At 41.4% G+C, this 19,084-nt stretch carries 14 protein-coding genes; 4 read left to right on the forward strand and 10 right to left on the reverse strand.

The window, feature by feature from the left end:
* The first annotated feature begins 16 nt into the window (after positions 1-16).
* Positions 17-1,762, forward strand: coding sequence for a GTPase (locus MF4640_RS05810; RefSeq protein ID WP_078389011.1), 1,746 nt, complete (start codon positions 17-19; stop codon positions 1,760-1,762).
* Entirely contained in the window at positions 1,744-3,870 is a 2,127-nt protein-coding gene (locus MF4640_RS05815; RefSeq protein ID WP_078388987.1) for an EAL domain-containing protein, read from the forward strand. The genes MF4640_RS05810 and MF4640_RS05815 overlap by 19 nt, the downstream gene beginning before the upstream one ends.
* 147 nt (positions 3,871-4,017) lie before the next feature.
* On the opposite strand, the gene rpmE is transcribed toward MF4640_RS05815, so the two are convergent.
* The 4 genes from rpmE to MF4640_RS05835 all read right to left on the reverse strand — a co-directional run bounded on the left by rpmE (position 4,018) and on the right by MF4640_RS05835 (position 8,266).
* On the reverse strand, positions 4,018-4,245 hold the full coding sequence (rpmE, locus tag MF4640_RS05820; protein WP_004693579.1) for a 50S ribosomal protein L31: 228 nt from the start codon (positions 4,243-4,245) through the stop codon (positions 4,018-4,020).
* Positions 4,246-4,450: 205 nt separating this feature from the next.
* Complete coding sequence (locus MF4640_RS05825) at positions 4,451-5,431, reverse strand: bile acid:sodium symporter family protein (protein WP_078388988.1); 981 nt, start codon at positions 5,429-5,431, stop codon at positions 4,451-4,453.
* A 167-nt stretch (positions 5,432-5,598) separates the two neighbouring features.
* On the reverse strand, positions 5,599-6,000 hold the full coding sequence (gloA, locus tag MF4640_RS05830) for a lactoylglutathione lyase (protein ID WP_004693583.1): 402 nt from the start codon (positions 5,998-6,000) through the stop codon (positions 5,599-5,601).
* A gap of 124 nt (positions 6,001-6,124) precedes the next feature.
* Positions 6,125-8,266 carry an AmpG family muropeptide MFS transporter gene (locus MF4640_RS05835; protein ID WP_078388989.1) on the reverse strand — a complete coding sequence of 714 codons (2,142 nt, stop codon included), beginning with the start codon at positions 8,264-8,266 and terminating at the stop codon, positions 6,125-6,127.
* Positions 8,267-8,447: 181 nt separating this feature from the next.
* Here MF4640_RS05835 and MF4640_RS05840 point away from each other — a divergent pair, with 181 nt between their 5' ends.
* Positions 8,448-11,081, forward strand: coding sequence for a Lon protease family protein (locus MF4640_RS05840; RefSeq protein ID WP_078388990.1), 2,634 nt, complete (start codon positions 8,448-8,450; stop codon positions 11,079-11,081).
* Between the two features lie 56 nt (positions 11,082-11,137).
* Here the strand turns inward: MF4640_RS05840 and grxD are convergent, their stop codons facing one another.
* Positions 11,138-11,479: a Grx4 family monothiol glutaredoxin gene (gene grxD / locus MF4640_RS05845; protein WP_004693588.1), complete on the reverse strand. Its 342-nt coding sequence runs from the start codon at positions 11,477-11,479 to the stop codon at positions 11,138-11,140.
* Positions 11,480-11,641: 162 nt separating this feature from the next.
* Here grxD and MF4640_RS05850 point away from each other — a divergent pair, with 162 nt between their 5' ends.
* Positions 11,642-12,853: an aspartate aminotransferase family protein gene (locus tag MF4640_RS05850; protein WP_078388991.1), complete on the forward strand. Its 1,212-nt coding sequence runs from the start codon at positions 11,642-11,644 to the stop codon at positions 12,851-12,853.
* 79 nt (positions 12,854-12,932) lie between these two features.
* Here MF4640_RS05850 and sohB read toward each other — a convergent pair whose 3' ends face one another.
* From sohB to MF4640_RS05875, 5 genes are all read right to left on the reverse strand, one after another.
* Positions 12,933-13,904 carry a protease SohB gene (gene sohB, locus MF4640_RS05855; RefSeq protein ID WP_289844555.1) on the reverse strand — a complete coding sequence of 324 codons (972 nt, stop codon included), beginning with the start codon at positions 13,902-13,904 and terminating at the stop codon, positions 12,933-12,935.
* 282 nt (positions 13,905-14,186) lie between these two features.
* Complete coding sequence (gene pstB / locus MF4640_RS05860) at positions 14,187-15,101, reverse strand: phosphate ABC transporter ATP-binding protein PstB (RefSeq protein WP_004693593.1); 915 nt, start codon at positions 15,099-15,101, stop codon at positions 14,187-14,189.
* A gap of 13 nt (positions 15,102-15,114) precedes the next feature.
* Entirely contained in the window at positions 15,115-16,503 is a 1,389-nt protein-coding gene (gene pstA, locus MF4640_RS05865; protein WP_078388992.1) for a phosphate ABC transporter permease PstA, read from the reverse strand.
* Positions 16,503-17,882 (reverse strand): phosphate ABC transporter permease subunit PstC, encoded by a 1,380-nt coding sequence (gene pstC, locus MF4640_RS05870; RefSeq protein ID WP_005399667.1) that lies wholly within the window; start codon positions 17,880-17,882, stop codon positions 16,503-16,505. The genes pstA and pstC overlap by 1 nt, the downstream gene beginning before the upstream one ends.
* A gap of 104 nt (positions 17,883-17,986) precedes the next feature.
* Positions 17,987-19,012 (reverse strand): substrate-binding domain-containing protein, encoded by a 1,026-nt coding sequence (locus tag MF4640_RS05875; protein WP_004693599.1) that lies wholly within the window; start codon positions 19,010-19,012, stop codon positions 17,987-17,989.
* Positions 19,013-19,084: the final 72 nt, after the last annotated feature.

Below are 19,084 nucleotides of genomic sequence, written 5' to 3' on the forward strand. Positions count from 1 at the left end.
TTAAATAATAACGATGATGACGACGAGTACTTCAGATATCTTCCAAAAACCAACTGAATTAAAGTTGGATAAGCTTAGTTTTTGCCCAAGCACAGTCAAAGGCTTACAAGAATGGTTAGCAAACTTATCCATTTTACAATTGGGTGACTCTTCTCGTTCCTTATTTCAAGCATTACTTGAAGTCTCCGAACTTCAAGCCAGCGAAACACTTCGCTTTGATTTAGTTCAAGTGCTGCATCCAAATTTGGAAAATGTGCTTACCAGTTTAGAGAAACATTTTTTTAATCAGGGCCTCATCACCACTGACCGAAATGACCATATTATTGAGCTTGCCTTATTAATGCGTAGTCATTTTGCTAAAGTCTATATCGACATTGCAAAACGTGTTTCTCAGCAAATCACTCAAAATAAGTTTTCTCTATTTGCTTTTAATCAAAAAAAGAACCTACAAACGGCTCGAACCGTATCGAGTTATTATGCTTTACAACAACTGTCACTGTTGTTGTACCAACAACACTTGCTCTATAGTTCCCCTATTCCGGGTCAGTGGCTAGCGGCTCATCAGCTCTTAGATTCTGCTATCCAAAATAACTTCTATTTGACCAACATTAATCAAATACAAGGTACACAGCATCAACTCAACAATATTAGCCAAGCCTATGCGCAGCTCATTCTATTGGATATTTTTAATACCCATCAAATCCGTCCAGGTGAGATTCAAGGGCTATTTTTGTGTAGTTTTGATTGGGCGAAACTGATTCAAATATTACCTAAAGAAACCACCTTATCTCGCTATATTGTCGATGCATCAAAAGACTATCCACCGACCTATAATTCTCAAAAAAACAGTCATATTCAACCCAATATTTTTATCTCGACGCAAGCCCTGCTTGATCATCTCTCAGAGATGCAAACTAAACGCGCTGAGCCACTGTCTCGCGATGAGAAGATTTTCCTTACCCCTGCTTTGCATTTTCACATTCATAACTTATTGACCAATAATATTGAACGTAAGCATGAACGATATGAATACTCGGCCCAATTACAAATTTGTTTTGGCCTGTCAGTCGCACATTTCTATTTGTCTAAAGGCAAGAACTTTAATGAAACTTTAGAGCTAGAAGGCAACTACAACTTTCAGAATGAAAGTCACGTGATCAACTCCATGAACAGTAATATTCCTGTGGAGACAAGTTCTGCTCGTATGATTGATCGTGAGTCAAAACAAATCTATCCTGCCGAAGTTTTAGATATTAGCGTGAATGGTTACCGTATTCGTTGGACTGGACCAACACCTGCACATTTAAAAACAGGTGAGTTTATTTTGGTCCAAGAAAATGCGCATAGCCAATGGCGCGGTGGTGTGATTCGCTGGATTAAACAATCAAGTGAAAAAAGCTTGGAACTAGGGTTAGAAATCTTAGCGCAAGATCTTTTCCCATGTGCCGTAATGGTAAAAACAGACCGAACCACTCAGAACTATCAGCCTGCATTATTGGTGCAAACGTCCCAGCTTGATGAAGTACAGACTAGTCTCATTGTCCCGGGTTCGAATATGTACCGAGAAAAACAAACCATTCACTTACGCCTAGGTGATGAAGATCTTAAAATTTATTTAGTAAAAGCACATTTAATTACACAAAGTTTTATTCGTTTTGATTATGAATTGTTGAATGACCAACAAGAACCATTGGTTCAAAGTTTTATTCAAAAGCAAATGAATGCTATTAAGAATCACGATTTATGGGAAGCATTGAAGTGAGAAATCCATTATTATCTAAAAAGTTAAAACGTACGGAAACACGTTTACTCATTATTGATGATAATCAGATCCGTTATAACCAAATTCGTGACCTTTTAACTTCTAGCGATCATCAAGTTCATGCCACTTTACTGGATGACTTACAAAACTTTGAAAAACAGCTTCATCTGCCTTGGGATGTGGTGATTTTTGGTCGCGCTTATGACCTAAAGTATGAACAAGCACTGACTTTGATTCGCAACTCTAACCAAGTCAATTTACCACTGATTTTATTAAAGCCCGATGAATATCAATCAACCCAATACGCAAGTTTTATTCGTAAAGGGATCTATGATATTTTGGACTTAGAAGAAGCGGATAGCTTTTACTTAGGTCTATTGCGTGCACTTTCATTAAGTCGTTTATTGCAAAGCCAACAACAACTCATGAATGAGCTTGAAACGGCTCAAAGCCAAGCACAGGCTTTAGTTGAAGAAAGTAATAAAGCCATTGCTTTAATTCAAGAAGGGATTCATGTTTCAGCTAATGCTGAATACTTACAACTGTTCGGCTTAAGCTCTGAAGATGATATTATTGGTCAACCGCTGCTTGATATTCTCCAGCCGAAAGATGTAAACGATTTCAAAATCCGTTTTAAGAAAATTTCACAAGGTCAGTTTGATTTAGGCGCTTTTGAAGTTGCTACTCTCAATAGCAATGCCCAAACTCAAAATCCTTTAAAAGTTGAGTTTTTAGCTGCACCTGAAGATGATGCTCTCCAACTGACGATTGAAGTCGAATCTGAACGCCCTGCTGCTCCATCAGCCAACACTGAAAAGCATGCGATACAACCTAATACGTATCAACAAATTAACCGTGCTATGACCAAACAGCCTTCTGATCAGAATGCTTTGGTTAGCTTTGCACTCAGCTCTTGTCCAGATGAAATTTTTAAAGCCAACTGGGCAACTACGCGTGATTATTTTAACAATATTTACAGCTTTTTAAATGAACAGACTCATATTCCTCTGTTTAAGGCGGGTGGGCAAACCATCGTTGGTTTATTCCAAGCAGAATCACAGGCCAAACTTGAATCTAAGCTGATTGCGTTAAATGCGCTCACCAAACCACAGCTCATTACCGTAGAAAACAATAGCTATCCCGTAAATTTGCGCATTGGCTATACTTTATTGAAAGGGGAAATTTCAAATCAAGATCAGTTTGAAAACTTGTTATGCTCAGCCTTTAAAACCGCTTTACCGACCAATCAAGACGATTGCGAAATTGAGCAAAAAGCCAGTATTGATATGCCTGTGATTGAGTTGATTAATCCTACAGTCAGCGATACTTTAGACACCCAGAAAACAGCAAATGAACCTACGGTACTTAAAGCTTTACATCTAGCTTTGGAGCGTGGCGAGATTCATCTTAAATATCAACAACTTTATGACAAAGAAGACACCAATTTATATACCTATGAGGTTACCAGTGGCTTTATTTATGGTAATACATGGAAAGATATATCGAGTCTCAAAGAGTTAAGTGAAGACCACGAACTGTCTATTAAACTTGACCGCTGGATTTTAGTTGAGTCGTGTAAACAGCTACACAATTTTATCACTCAGTATCCTGAAGCAAAGTTGATTGTAAACTTAAACAAGGCCGTACTGTTGAATGACCGCTCTTTCCCTGAATTTATCGCCAAGCTGATTACCATTGTACGCAGTAAGTTAAGTCACCCAATTATCCTTCAGTTCTCTGAGGATGATATCAGCCAAAACATTGCTGAAGCGCAAAAATACATTGCCCAGCTTCGCCAATATGGTGCTGAAGTTTCGATTCGTGACTTTGGTAATAGCATTTATAGTGAATCTATCCTACGTCAGCTCGATATCAACAATCTCACCTTACATGAAAACTTAACTCGCATGCTCAGTAGCGACGCCAACACGGAAGAGTTGCAAGAAAAAGTTGCTGTATATCATCAATTGAAAAACATTCAAATTATGCTGCGTGATCTGAATGATATGACGTCGTTTGCCAATGCGTGGAATGTCGATGCCCGCTTTATTCAAGGCGATTATTTCCAAAAGAAACTCGATCATCTGATTGATGTGCAGGATCAGTAAAAGTTAAATTTTTGGAAACTAGCCTCTAAATTTTAAGGCCTCTATATGGGGTCTTTTTACTATATGGTCTAACTAGCAGCCCTATGACTCTGTATCAAAATCATAGGCATAAAAAAACGGGCAAATGCCCGTTTTTTTCTTTTGCTATTAGTCGCGTTTGATAGAACGTGACATGCCAGCAAAACGTTGTTTGAACTTGTCGATACGACCGCCAGTATCAACGTTCTTTTGCTTACCAGTGTAGAATGGGTGGCAAGCTGAACATACGTCTAGGTAAACAGTTTCTTTACCAAGTGCTGAACGAGTTTCGATTACGTTACCGCAAGAACATGTAGCAACTAAAGTTTGGTATTTTGGGTGAATATCGGCGCGCATCGTCGATTACTCCATAAAAATTAAAGAAGGTTTTGCTGTCATCGCAATTGATCACTCTCAAAATTGAGGAAAGGGCCACTTAATTAAATTAAGTTGCAGATCAACACCATAACAGACCATTCTTTTGGCCCACCGAGACGGATACCGTCAGAGCTAAGCACAACAAGTGGCAAATATTATACGAGATATAGTATCAGATAGCCAATTATTCTTTCGTTTCAATTTCAGATTGCTTGGCCCAATAGTTGGCAATAATCCCACACACCATCAGCTGTATTTGATGAAAAATCATAATCGGTAAAACAATCATTCCCAAAGGCTGCCCAATAAAGAGAATCTGTGCCATTGGAACACCACTAGCCAAAGTCTTTTTTGAACCACAGAAAAAAATGGTTTTCTGATCAGCACGATTAAAGCCCAACCAACGTGGTAAAAACAACCCAAGTAACATAATAATCGTCAATAAGACCGAACACACAATGATCAATAGGATTAAAGTACCGACACTCACCTCTTGCCATAGACCGGCCACCACAGCACCGCTGAAAGCGCCGTACACCACCATTAATATCGATCCCTGATCGAATGCTTTGACGATGCTTGGCATTTTTTGCATATACGGAAATACATATGGTCGAAGTAGCTGTCCAAGGACAAAAGGAACCAACAGCAATAAGGTGATTTGAAGAATAGACGAGGTTGGATCAAAACCATGCTCTGATTGCCCCAAAATGAAAAAGGCCACCATCACAGGGGTAATAAACATCCCGATCAAATTCGAGAATGACGCACTACATACCGCCCCAGCCACATTGCCTTGCGCGACCGAAGTAAACGCAATTGAAGACTGTACTGTCGATGGCAAAAAGCACATAAACAAAAAGCCCCAATACAACTCCTGCCCAAGTAGTGGTACCAATACAGGTTTAGCAAGCAAACCTAAAACGGGAAAAAGGATGAAGGTAAATGCAAAAATCAAAGCATGGAGTTTCCAGTGCATCATGCCCTGAATCACGGCTTCACGGGATAGTTTAGCGCCATGCAAAAAGAACAATATCGCGATTGCGACCGTCGTCAGTACACCAAATACACTGGCAGCTTGACCTGAAACAGGGACAAAGCTGGCTAAGAGCACCATAACAAATAACAATAACGTAAACCGATCGAGTGCCAATAATTTCAACATACCAACATCCTGTCATTCCTCTAAAAATGAAAAAGCCCAGTGACTAATTTACCTTTGTGTAAATTCATCTTACTGAGCTATATAAATAAAGCTAGCTTTTACAGAATATGTTCAATATTTTTTTAATTAATACTGTGCATACACGCTGCATATGACCTAATAACGGTTTAGTTATTACGTGCATTATTATCTTGTTGAATCAGTTCAATTTTATAGCCATCTGGATCTTCTACAAAGGCAATAACCGTTACGCCACCCTTCATTGGTCCGGCTTCACGCACGACATTACCACCGCGCGCTTTGATTTCCTCACAAGCTTTATATGCATCGTCTACTGCAATCGCTATATGACCATAAGCATTGCCCAGTTCATAACTGTCCGTATCCCAGTTATGTGTCAGCTCTAAAACCGTATGATTTTCTTCATCACCATAACCCACAAATGCCAAAGTAAAACGACCTTCTTCATAATCACGCTTACGAAGTAAAGTCATACCAAGCACTTCAGTATAGAATGCCAAAGATTGTTCTAAATTGCCTACACGTAGCATGGTATGTAGCATGCGCATTGGAATTTTCCTCATGATTTATTCTCAGCCCCCAATATAGGCAAAGCCGTCCTATATTTCAAACCTCAACCACAAAAAAAGCAGCCACAAGGGCTACTTTTTTCATTCGAAACAAATCGATGCTTTAACTTTGCTCAGCGGCATGCTCACGTAGAAGTTTCGCCACCCAGATCACTAAGATTAAAATTGGGATTCCAATGAGTGTGGTCAGCAAGAAGAAATTTGGATAGCCAATATTGGACACAATTGTCCCTGAATATCCACCTAGTATTTTAGGTGTCAACGTCATCAATGAACTAAAAATCGCATACTGAACAGCAGTGAAAGATACGCTGGTCAAACTTGATAGAAATGCAATAAATGCAGCACCAGCTAAACCTGATGCCAAGTTGTCGACAATAATCGCAAAATACAGCCAGTTTGAACTATATTCCTTAATCACCTTCCCTTTAACTTCTAACTGCCCATCAACTGCTTTATTCAAATTAATCGGTTGAAGATCAAAATCTAAAGTTACAGATTTTGCAGCTGCGGGATCCACCTGATAATTCAGCGCAGTGTGTTGTTGCGCACGCTCATTTTGCATCAATATGGCATTCAGCTTTTTAGAGTTTGAATCAAGAAGCAGTTGAGCAGGGATTGCTGCGCTAAACACACCTTCTTTGTCTAACTTTGCATCAAAGCTTTGACCATCTAAGCTCAATTTAATACTTTGGTTTTCAGCCAGTGTAGCAAGGTATTGACCTCGTACCACGATACTTCCTTCAGACTCTCGTTGATCAATCACGTTATCAGCCGTGATCGGAAGCAACAGTAATGCCGTAGATGCACCCGTTTGACTGATATAAGGCAATGTGACCGAGACAGGCTGTGAAGTATCATTTTGAAAACTTGCCATTGCAGTTAGACTTCCATTTGCCTGAAGCTGCTCAACAGGAACCTTAATTGCCCATGCACCAGTCTCATCTGCTTGAGCTTTGAAACTTTGCTCACCAACATTGATCACAACATCATTTAAAGGTTGTCCTGATTTGACCAAACCAATAAAGATGAGATTGGTTGAACTGGCCAAGATTGCTCCGACAAACATCAACTTCATGATGTTCATGCGCTGCGCCAGTAGTCCTCCTAAAAATCCACCCACCAAACTAAAAATCACCCCATAAACTTTTACCGCTTCAGCAATCTGTTCTTTGGTAAAGTTTAAGTCTTGATAGAACACATTAGAGATCACACCTGCAATAATGTCGGAAATACGGTAAAAACCAATCAATAATAGCAATACCAACGCCAATTTCACGCCATAACGCTTAAAGAAGTCAGCAACAGGATTCACCCATGTTTCATAGGCCATTTGTTTGTTCACAGCGCCCATTTTGACAAGGCTTGAACCCACCATAAATGCAACCGCACCAGAGCCAATAAAACGTAAAGCTTCAAAACAAAACAATGCAAAACTATCTTTGATCGACCAGAGCTGGATCAGCATTTCTGTTAACTTGCCTGAGTAAATATAACTCAGTACAAAACTCACCACAGACACAAAGAAAACTGCCACTAAACGATAATAATCTACTCGTTTATAATCTTTACGTACCCGATCAACTTGTGGCTCACGTATACACAATGTGGTTGCGATCCCGACCAACATGACCGCCGCCATTGCCAAATACGTCCACTTCCATGCCTCATAAATATAGTTGCCCTTAGCTGTACCCAAATAAGCCGCTAAAAATAACGCACCCGCACCCGCAACGATCATGCCGATGCGGTAGCCTGCGTTATAGGTTGAAGCCAACACTGTTTGCATTTGCGTTTCTGCAAGCTCAATACGATAGGCATCAATCACAATATCTTGTGTCGCAGCAGAAAAACCTAAAAGCACAGCACCCGCAGCCATTTGGTAAAGATAGCTCTGACCAAGAGACGGATCTGAAAAAGCCATGATAGAAATGGCACAGATAATTAACAGTTGCGCGATCAATAACCAAGCACGGCGACGACCCAATAATTTGGTCAGCACTGGTACAGGTAATTCATCAACCAAAGGGGCCCAAACAAATTTGAATGAATAACCCAGAGCTGCCCAACTAAAAAAAGTCACAGCGCTCTTATCGATACCTGCCTCACCTAACCATAAAGATAAGCTCGAGAAAATTAACAGGATTGGAATACCTGCTGAGAAACCCAAAAACAGCATGATCAACGCACGGCGATCTAAAAATGCAGTAAAGGCGGATTTCCATCCTGAAGATTGTGTTGTCATTACGTTTTTGTTGTCTTAAAACCAATGCTGCTATTCAAACCCTTAATACAATTTGTTTCAACCTGATTTATAAAATCAATGTTCTATTTTTGTCGACAAACACTGCGACTTTGCTTGATCTTTTGCATTAAACCTGTATACCTTTAAGTTTCTAACGCAATCTTTAGTTTCGGATTTCAAAGTGACCCAAAAACACGATCAAATGAGCTCTTCTTTATCTGTACCACCTGCATTAAATAGTCAAGAAAATCCAGAAAACAACCTTAGTTCAGCATTTGACCAACCCGAAATTCAAACGACCTTAGCAAAGACACAACTTCAAGCAGAGCAACTGACGCATACCCCTGCTCTGGATAAGATTCCAGCCTCAACGCGTCGTATTAAACCGCTCAATAATTTTTTAGGGCAAGACCGTGCACGTGCTTCAGTTGAAGCAGGCATTTCCTTACCTTATTCTGGCTATAACATTTTCGCCGTAGGGACAGCCGGCTTGGGCAAGCGCACCATGGTCAAGCGGTTACTCCAGCAACACGCCAAAAATATGCCGACACCGTACGATTGGGTTTACGTTTATAATTTTAAAAGCCCACGTCAACCGATTGCTTTAGAGTTGCCTGCGGGTCAGGCGGTAAAATTTCAAACCATGTTACATCAAACATGGCAAACCACTTTAAAGCAGCTCGAGCGTCGCTTTACTGCTGAAACCTACCACAACCATATAGAAGCCATTCGTCAACAAACGGGTGACGTTCAGCAGCAAGCCTTGATTGAATTGACCCAAGAAGGCGAAGAACTCGACCTCAAACTTGTCTCTCGGAATGATGAGCACTGCTTTATCCCTGTCCAGTATGTAGACGATAAAGTATTGGAAATGACACAGGCCGACATCAATGCTTTAAGCTCTAAAGAGCGTTCTGAAATTAATGCCAATATACGCCACATGGATAAAAAACTTGAACGTTTAGGCATGCATTTAGGCGACTTGGAAGAAGATGCCCGCGATAAAGTTCAAGTGTTGAACCGCGATATTGCCAAGCAAGTTTTATTGCCTAAAGTCGAACAGTTACTGACTAAGTTTGCTGAGGTTGAAGGCTTAAAAGACTATTTAAAATATTATGCTGAAGACATTATTAACAATGTCGAGGTGGTACTCGAACAAGAAGAAGATGACTTTACCCCAGGCCTGTTTAGTCGTATCCCTTCGCGCTATCAAGCCAATGTCATTGTGTCACATAAACCCAATGCTGGTGCACCGGTTATTTTTGAAGACTTCCCAACTCACTACAATTTACTTGGTCACGTAGAGCAACTGACTCAACATGGCACCATTACTACAGACTTTACCTTAATCCGCCCAGGGACATTACATAAAGCCAATGGTGGTTTTTTAATGTTAGAAGCAGAACAACTGCTTGAACAGCCTTATGCATGGCAAGGCCTAAAACGCGCTTTAAAATCAGGCCAGTTAAAACTTTCTTCACTTGAGCATATGTTGACACTGACTGGAAGTATCTCAATTGAACCCGAAGCAATCCCACTGAATTTGAAAGTGGTTTTACTGGCTGAGCCTGAAATTTATTATGAAATACTTGAAGTAGAACCTGAGCTTGGCAGTGTCTTTAAAATCCGTGCCGACTTTACTGATACGTTGCAGCGTAATGAAGTAAATGAACAAGCCTATATGCAACTGATTGCAGACTATGTACAGGCCGATAAACTACTTCCTTTTGATCGATCTGCCCTTTCTGCACTTTTGACTGACTCTAGTCGTCAAGCCGAAGACCAAAGCTCCTTATCTCTACATGCCCTCACTTTGGGTGATTTGATTCGTGAGGCGCATCATCACGCCTTCCAATCAGGTGATAAAATGGTCTCGGATCAACACATTAATATGGCATTAGATCATCGTAAATATCGCTTAGGCTATTTACGTGAGCTCTATTGGCAGGATTTATCTCGTGGTACACAGCTCATCGAAACGCGTGGACACCGCCTCGGCCAAATTAACGCACTTTCGGTCATTCACTATGCGGATGTCGAGTTTGGCTTACCATCACGTTTAACGGCCTCTGTGTATCAAGGCGGTGGTGATATTCTAGATATTGAGCGTAGCGTCGAACTCGGTGGCTCTTTGCATGCGAAAGGTGTGCTATTAATGTCATCGTTTTTAAAAGCACACTTTGGTCGTGAACAAACCCTACACTTCTCTGCTGCACTTGCCTTTGAACAAAGCTATGGTCAAGTCGATGGTGACAGTGCTACGGTTGCAGAGCTGTCTGCTTTAATCTCAGCGATTAGCCAACTCCCGATTGATCAATCTTGGGCGATTACTGGCTCAATGAACCAATTGGGTCAAGTTCAACCGATTGGTGGTGTCAATGCGAAAATTGAAGGTTTCTTTGATGCATGTAAACTTCAAGGTTTAACTGGTAAGCAAGGTGTGATTATTCCACGTCAAAACATGCAACATTTAATGTTACGTAAAGACGTGATTGAAGCAGTTTCAAATGGCCAGTTCCACATTCATGCTATAGATACGATTGATCAAGCGCTTGAACTACTTATGGCTCGACCAGTCGGCACTTTAGACAAGAAAGGACGCTATACCAAGAAGTCTATTTATGCGGCGGTGATGGATCAGCTAGATTATTGGCAAGCCATTGAAGATGGTGCTGAGTTTGAAGAAGAGCCGAAGAAAAAGAAAAAAAAGAAGAAGGACAAAAAAAAGGCAAAAGCTGAAAAGAAGACTGTTGCAACTGAAAATGCAGCAGAACAAACTCCTGAAACCATAAACACAGCAATTACAGCGGATTAACCCTTTCCCTCAAACAAAAAAAAGCGCCTCAATGGCGCTTTTTTTACAACTGAAGATTAAGCTTCAGGTGCTGGACTATGCTGTTCAACTAAAGGTTGTAATTCACCTTTTTGGAACATGTCTAGAATAATGTCACTACCACCAATCAACTCACCATTGATCCATAACTGTGGGAATGTAGGCCAGTTTGCAATTTGTGGTAACAAAGCACGAATATCTGGATTTTCAAGAATATTCACATAAGCAAACGGACGACCAATTTGACTAAGCGCTTCTACAGCACGTGCAGAGAAACCACATTGTGGAAACTGTGGGGTGCCTTTCATATAAAGAAGTACAGCGTGTTTTGCAATTTGGTCACGAATTAACGCTTCGGTATCGCGTGCTTGTTCAGTCATTGATCAATCCTCAACTAATCTAACCCGCATTATACCCAAAACGTAGAAAAACAGTATGCCTAAAGCAATATTTCGACTTTTATTTAGATTTAGGCTTTAAAACTACAAGCATAATTGCTTAATATTGGATTTCACTTACCCTCTAACAGATAAGAGTTAGTCATGAATAACATTACCCTTGCTCCTGTACAAACTGATCAACCCTCTCATTTGATGCCAGTATTTGGCCGTCAGCCGATCAGCTTTGTCCGAGGTCGAGGCTCTTATCTGTACACAGAAGATGGTACTGAATACTTTGATGCGCTAACGGGTATTGCAGTCTGTGGTTTAGGCCATGCTCATCCTGTCATTGCAGAAGCGATTGCAGAACAAGCTGCAACGCTCATTCATACTAGCAACTTGTTTGAAGTGCCTTGGCAAACGGCTGCAGCACAAAAACTTGCTGAAGTTGCTGGCATGGAAGAAGTGTTCTTTTCAAACAGTGGTGCAGAATCCAATGAAGGTGCAATCAAAATTGCCCGTAAATTTGGCTACATGCAAGGCATTGCCAATCCAAAAATCATTGTTGCAGAGCACTCATTCCATGGGCGTACCATGGCAACGTTATCGGCAACAGGCAACAAAAAAGTCCAAGAAGGCTTTGGCCCATTGGTTGAAGGTTTTATTCGTGTCCCATTCGGCGACATTGAAGCCATTGAAGAAGCCGCAATTCACCATCCAGACATTGTCGCAATCTTTGTCGAACCAATTCAGGGCGAAGGTGGGGTCAACACTGCTCCGCAAGGCTTTAGCTACTTGGAAGAGATTCGTCAGATCTGTAATCAGCATAACTGGCTGATGATGTTGGACGAAGTTCAAACAGGTAATGGTCGTACGGGCGAATACTTTGCCTACCAACACACCAACATCATTCCTGATGTACTCACCACAGCCAAAGGTTTAGGCAATGGCTTCCCCATTGGTGCGGTGATGACTCAAGGTCGTGGTGTAGGCGTATTGACCGCGGGTAACCACGGTTCAACGTATAGTGGCTCAGCATTGGGTTCGCGTGTGGTGTATACCATCATCGACATTATGCAAAAAGAAAACATTGTACAAAATGTAGCTGAACAAGGCGCGTACCTCGTAGAACAACTGCGTAACCAACTTGCCGATCAAAATGTGATTGTCCGTGGCTTTGGTTTGATGATTGGTGTGGAGCTACCAAAAGCATGTGGTGACTTGGTCAACATCGCTCGTGATGAATACCACACCATTATTAACGTTACTGCGGGTTCTGTAGTACGTTTACTGCCGACCTTGAACATTACCAAAGATCAGGCGGATCAACTGATTGAACGTCTAGTGAAAATGATTAAAGCGTACTTAGCTTAAGACAAAAAAGTCTGGTTCTAAAATTGCTTTTTGCATATTTCGGAACCAGACTTTTTGAAATGAATCGGCCAACTAAATATTAAAGTTTTGGATCACGCATTTGAACCAAACTTGCATTGGTTTTAGTTAAGGTTTCTATCACTTTATTCATGACTGCTGGTACCAAGGCATCTGCCATTTGCGCAGCTTGTAAGCCTAACTTCTCACCTAAAGTCGGTTTCTTACGCGTTGAGATGACATAAACATCATGATCGGTCAGCAAATTAAGCAAATAAGCATCTGAAGTTTGTAACTGATCGACCAAATTCAAATCTAAAGCATCTTGTCCATACCAGTGCTCACCTGTCGCCACTTTCTCAACATTGAGCTGTGGACGATATTTTTCAACAAAGTGTTTAAACAGCACATGCGTCTGTTGTAACTCTTCTTCAAACTTCGCCTTACCTTCTGCTGTATTTTCACCAAACATCGTCACTGTACGTTTATATTGGCCTGCTGTGTACAGTTCAAAATCGATATTGTGTTCTTTTAGCAGACGATTAAAATTAGGGACTTGCGCGACCACACCAATTGAACCGACAACCGCAAAAGGTGCAGCAATAATCTGATTGGCGATACATGCCATCATATAACCGCCACTCGCTGCAACTTTATCGACGCAGATAGTGAGATTGAAACCTGCATCACGTAAACGTACCAATTGTGCAGCAGCCAAACCATAACCATGCACCATACCGCCTGGGCTTTCTAAACGCACCACAACGCGATCACGCCCTGCTTTGGCTGTCGCTAAAATCAAGGTAATTTCTTCACGTAAGCTTTCTACCGCTGTTGCCGCAGTATCACCTTTAAAATCTAGAATATAAACTTTTTGATTGGCTTTTTTACGGTGACGAGACTCTTTCGCTAACTGCTGAGTCAGTTGCAATAACTCCAATTTAGAGGCTGTAGTTTGCGCAATTTTTTTACGTTGTTCATTGATACGCGCATTTAAATGTGTAATTCGAATTTCAGCGGGAAGTTTCGGTAAATGAAATAACATAGAAATTATATTCTCTAAAATAATACGTCGGTATATGACCTAGATTAGGTCAATGGCATTTTTTTTCAATAGCCATTTTTTGTTTTATTCTGTAATGCGTTATCTTTCACATTTAATCATTTACAAGATGAGTCCAATCTTTCAGACAGCACACCTTCGCATCTTTTGTCCAATATGACTCTAATACACAATGTCCATTATCATGACTGTTGAATCACCAAACTTAATGCTCACTCATAAAAAAACAGAGCGCGTAGGCTCTGTTTTTTAAAATATTTCAAGTTGTGCGTATTAACCGAAACGACCTGTAATATAGGCTTCAGTTAACTGATGATCTGGCTGAGTGAAGACTTTCTCGGTTGAGTTCACTTCAATCAAGTCACCTAAATGGAAGTAAGCGGTACGATCTGATACACGTGCAGCCTGCTGCATCGAGTGCGTCACAATTGCAATCGTATACTGCGTTGAAAGCTCAGAAATAAGCTCTTCCACTTTCGCTGTTGCAATCGGGTCAAGCGCTGAACATGGCTCATCCATCAAAATTACTTCAGGGCTCACCGCAATGGTACGTGCAATACATAAACGCTGCTGCTGACCACCGGACAAGCCTGTGCCCGGTTGGTTTAAACGGTCTTTGACTTCATCCCAAAGGCCCGCTTTACGTAAGCTATTTTCTACAATTTCTTCTAAGTCATACTTATCACGTGCTAAACCATGGAGTTTAGGGCCATAAGCCACGTTATCAAAAATTGACTTTGGAAATGGGTTTGGTTTTTGGAATACCATACCTACTTGAGCGCGAAGTAACACCACATCAAGGTTAGGGTCATAAATATCTTGATTATCCAACATCACTTTACCCGTCACACGACAGCTATCAATGGTGTCGTTCATACGGTTCAAAGTACGCAAGAAGGTCGATTTACCGCAGCCTGATGGCCCAATAAATGCAATCACTTCATTTTCGTAGATATTCAGATCAATCCCTTTAATCGCTTCAGCTTCGCCATAGTAAACATGTACATCTGAAGTGCTGAGTTTGACTTGTCCTTGTGCCTGATCTTTCTTAGCAGAAGTCTGTGTATCAAACTGCGACACAAAAGAAGTACCCTGCTGACCTGAGGTCGTATTCGGGTTTGTAAATTGAGTGTGTTCTTGATTCACTGTTTGATCCTGATCTAAGGAATTTTTAACAACGGTATTCATATTTTGCCCTCACTTACCAACGGACTTCAAATTTCTTACGTAACCAAATTGCAATACTGTTGAGTCCAATCATCATTGCAAGCAGAACAATAATCGCAGCCGCTGTACGTCCTTCGAAGAAGTTACGCAGCTCATTACCTTGCCACAAGAAAATCTGTACAGGTAAAGCACTCGATTGATCAAATGGAGTTGTAGGTACACTTGCAACAAATGCACTCATACCAATTAATAACAGCGGTGCAGTCTCACCTAATGCTTGTGCTACACCAATGATTGCACCCGTTAGAATCCCCGGTAGTGCAAGTGGTAAAACGTGATGGAATACGGTTTGTATACGTGAAGCACCTAGCCCTAAAGCTGCCTGACGAATTGATGGTGGTACAGCTTTCAACGATGCACGTGTCGTAATAATCACCGTTGGTAAAGTCATTAAGCTCAGTACCAAACCACCGACCAATGGCGCAGAAAGCGGTAAATGCATCCAGCCAATAAAGATCGCAGCACCGAGCAAACCAAAGACAATTGATGGTACAGCCGCAAGGTTATTAATGTTGACTTCAATGACATCAGTGATCCAGTTTTTAGGCGCAAATTCTTCAAGATAAATTGCAGATGCCACGCCAATTGGAATCGAAATAATGATCACGATCAGCATCATGAACAGCGACCCCATGAATGCCCCTGCTAAACCTGAAGTTGCAGGAGAACTACGCGAGTCTGGACTGACAAAGATGTTTGTATTGAAAGTATTTTCCATTACCCCTGAAGCTTTCATTTCATCGGCAAGTTGACGAACTTCTGGGCTCAACTGTTGCTGTTCATCAGGCAAACTACGGTCAATATTTCCTGCGAGCCACACATCAACGTTTGCATCAGCAAGCACTTTAATGTCTTCCTTCTTACCGACCAATGATGGATCTTTCATCACCATATCACGTAAGCGATATGCTTCAGAACTAGTGTACAAAGAAGCTAAGTCATCTCGTTTAGAAGCAAGTGCTGGATCTTTTGCAATCATGGCATTCACAATTAAAGCATCCCAATCCACCATACCCATTTCAGTTTGCCAAGCAATAAAACGCTCTTCAAACTGTGCTGGAGATTCACCTGCACGCTGTACAGGTTTTGCACCTGTCGTAATAATGGCAGGGTCAAAGTACACGGGTAAACTCATGCTACTTTGCCAAAAAGCAGGTAAGCCTTTCGATAAAATACTGCCAAAAAGTAGCGCGACAAAGAATAAACCTGCAATCACTGCTGAGAAACCAAAGAAACGAAAGGTTTTTTCTTTACGGTGACGTTTTGCCAATGAATTACTGATCGTTTGCTTACGCTTTTCTCGTAATTCTGCCGCAAGTTGTGGATCAAATACTTGATCTGCTGTGCTATTAGAAGTCGTCATTAGTCGTATTGCTCACGATATTTACGCACGATGTACAGTGCAACAATGTTCAAACCAAGCGTAATCACAAAGAGTGTCAGACCCAATGCAAATGCCACCAAAGCTTGTGGGCTTGCAAAGTCAGTATCACCTGTCAATTGGTTTACGATGGTAATGGTCACAGTTGAAATAGCTTCAAGTGGATTGGCATGCAGTAAAGGACTGTTCCCTGCTGCAAGCACCACAATCATGGTCTCACCGATGGCACGTGATGCTGCAAGCAAGAACGCACCGATAATACCCGGAAGTGCTGCTGGTATCACCACCTGACGAATGGTTTCAGACTTTGTCGCACCTAAACCTAATGAGCCATCACGTAATGCACGTGGCACCTGCGTGATAATGTCATCAGACAGCGATGAAACGAAAGGAATAATCATGATACCCATGACGAAACCAGCAGTGAGTGCACTGGTTGCGTTGATGTGTAAACCAACGGACTCACCAAGCATTTTAAAGAATGGACCAATGATCATCAGTGCAAATACACCGTAGACAATGGTTGGAATCCCTGCGAGCACTTCAATGGTTGGTTTTGCCCATGAGCGGAAACCAGAAGATGCATATTCAGCAAGATAGATCGCGATCATTAAACCCACAGGGACCGCAACCAAAAGTGCAATACCACTGACCATTAAGGTGCCCCAAAGTAGCGGAAGCAAACCATAACTGCCATCTGCACTACCTGAAGTACTAAAGCCGGGGTTCCATTCTGTACCGAAGAAAAAGTCGAGTGGACTCACGAAGTGGAAGAATCGCATCGCTTCGCTGAACATCGACATCACGATACCAATCGTAGTTAGAATCGCGACACCAGAACAGAGCGCAAGTGCAACATTAATGGTTTTTTCAACTTGGTTACGAGCGCGGAACTGAGTTGCAATGCGCTTTTTCGCAGCGACTAAACCTGCCAGTGCAGCACAAATCACAACTGCAATTTTTGCAAATGTACCAATGCTTTGAAACTTAGCCAGTTGCTCCGCTGCAGCAAGCTCGTACGCGGCTGGTGTATCTGTTACACCAAAACCTGAGGCAATCGCTTCCACACGGTTGATCAACACATCCGTACTAGCAGCATCTAAGGTTGCAGCGACTTGTGCTGGCACGTGATTTAACACCACATGATTCAAAACATTTGGTTCAACAATATTCCAAACAATCAAAATTAAAAAAGCAGGGATACCACACCACAAAGCCACTAACGCACCGTAATACCCCGGACGTGAGTGTAATTTTGCAGAATTATTTCCCTTACCTGCTAAGTTACGGCTCTGGCTTAAGCCCATTTGATAGGCTATGGCGATCAGTGCCAATAACACACCTATAAGTAGCAGATTCATGTATTCTCCACGGTTCTTTCAATTTTCATTATTTGAAAAAACTTAATCCTAGTAAAAAACGTCAAAGGTAGGACTTGCCTACCGTTGACTGTTTCTACGCTTAATTACTTAACCGCTTTGCCTGCTTTGAAGTTCGCAAGAACTGCTGCACGCTCTTTGTCTGACATTGAGATCAAACCAGCACGCTCAAGCTTAGAACCTTTACCTGATACTTTCTTGCTGATGAAGTATTCCGTGTATTCTTTTAAGCCTTTGATTGATTTCAAATGCTCACCCTTCACGTAGAAGAATAGTGGGCGAGAAACTGGGTATGAACCATTCAAAATTGTCTTTTCAGATGGTGCAACATTGTTCACTGTAGCTACGCGTAACTTGTCTCGGTTTTGGTCGTAGAAACCTAAACCAAACACACCTACTGCGCTAGGCGAGGTTTTTAAGCGCGCTAAAGTTTCAGTGTAGTCACCCGCAATCTCAATCACTTTGCCGTCTTTACGGAAAGTTGAACATGCTTTCTTTTGTGCATCTTTATCCATTGCCTTGATTGCTGCATAAGTTTCGCAGCCTGCATCAACCATTTTTTCTTGGAACACTTCACGTGTACCGTGGTTTGATGCTGGAATCACTAAAGTGATTGGTTCATTTGGAAGGCTTTTGTCAATTTGGTTCCAACGTGTATATGGGTTTGCAACCATTTTACCGTTAGATGGTAACTGCGCTGCTAAAGCTGCATAGACGTGCTGTGGACGTAATTTGTATGCTGCTTTGCTTGCATTTGAAGCGAACACAATACCGTCATAACCAATTTTGATTTCGATCACTTGGTTGACACCAGCTTTCTTACAAGCAGCTAATTCTGTATCTTTAATTTTACGAGATGCGTTTGCGATATCAATTGTGTTATCACCCACACCATTACAGAACTGTTTTAAGCCACCTGAAGAACCGCCAGAACCAACAACGGGTGCTTTAAATTGTGGGAAAGTATTACCAAATTCTTCAGCAACAATACTTGCATATGGTAAAACTGTTGAAGAACCCGCAATTTGGATTGTGTCACGAGCTGCATTTGCCGTGGTTGCTACAGCTGCCCCAGAAACTACTACTGCAAGTGCGATATGGTTTAAGCGCATATTTGTTATCTCACATATTAAACATTTTGGAGTACGCCACTTTTTATTCAGTCTTGTACTTTTTTGGATAAC

The sequence above is a fragment of the Acinetobacter sp. MF4640 genome, assembly GCF_002018895.1.
Lineage (GTDB): Bacteria > Pseudomonadota > Gammaproteobacteria > Pseudomonadales > Moraxellaceae > Acinetobacter > Acinetobacter johnsonii.

Coding starts and splice junctions, on each gene's coding strand:
- MF4640_RS05810 (WP_078389011.1), top strand. CDS start 17: ATGACGACGAGTACTTCAGATATCTTCCAAAAACCAACTGAATTAAAG.
- MF4640_RS05815 (WP_078388987.1), top strand. CDS start 1,744: ATGGGAAGCATTGAAGTGAGAAATCCATTATTATCTAAAAAGTTAAAA.
- rpmE (WP_004693579.1), bottom strand. CDS start 4,245: ATGCGCGCCGATATTCACCCAAAATACCAAACTTTAGTTGCTACATGT.
- MF4640_RS05825 (WP_078388988.1), bottom strand. CDS start 5,431: ATGTTGAAATTATTGGCACTCGATCGGTTTACGTTATTGTTATTTGTT.
- gloA (WP_004693583.1), bottom strand. CDS start 6,000: ATGCGCATGCTACATACCATGCTACGTGTAGGCAATTTAGAACAATCT.
- MF4640_RS05835 (WP_078388989.1), bottom strand. CDS start 8,266: ATGACAACACAATCTTCAGGATGGAAATCCGCCTTTACTGCATTTTTA.
- grxD (WP_004693588.1), bottom strand. CDS start 11,479: ATGACTGAACAAGCACGCGATACCGAAGCGTTAATTCGTGACCAAATT.
- MF4640_RS05850 (WP_078388991.1), top strand. CDS start 11,642: ATGAATAACATTACCCTTGCTCCTGTACAAACTGATCAACCCTCTCAT.
- pstB (WP_004693593.1), bottom strand. CDS start 15,101: ATGAATACCGTTGTTAAAAATTCCTTAGATCAGGATCAAACAGTGAAT.
- pstA (WP_078388992.1), bottom strand. CDS start 16,503: ATGACGACTTCTAATAGCACAGCAGATCAAGTATTTGATCCACAACTT.
- pstC (WP_005399667.1), bottom strand. CDS start 17,882: ATGAATCTGCTACTTATAGGTGTGTTATTGGCACTGATCGCCATAGCC.
- MF4640_RS05875 (WP_004693599.1), bottom strand. CDS start 19,012: ATGCGCTTAAACCATATCGCACTTGCAGTAGTAGTTTCTGGGGCAGCT.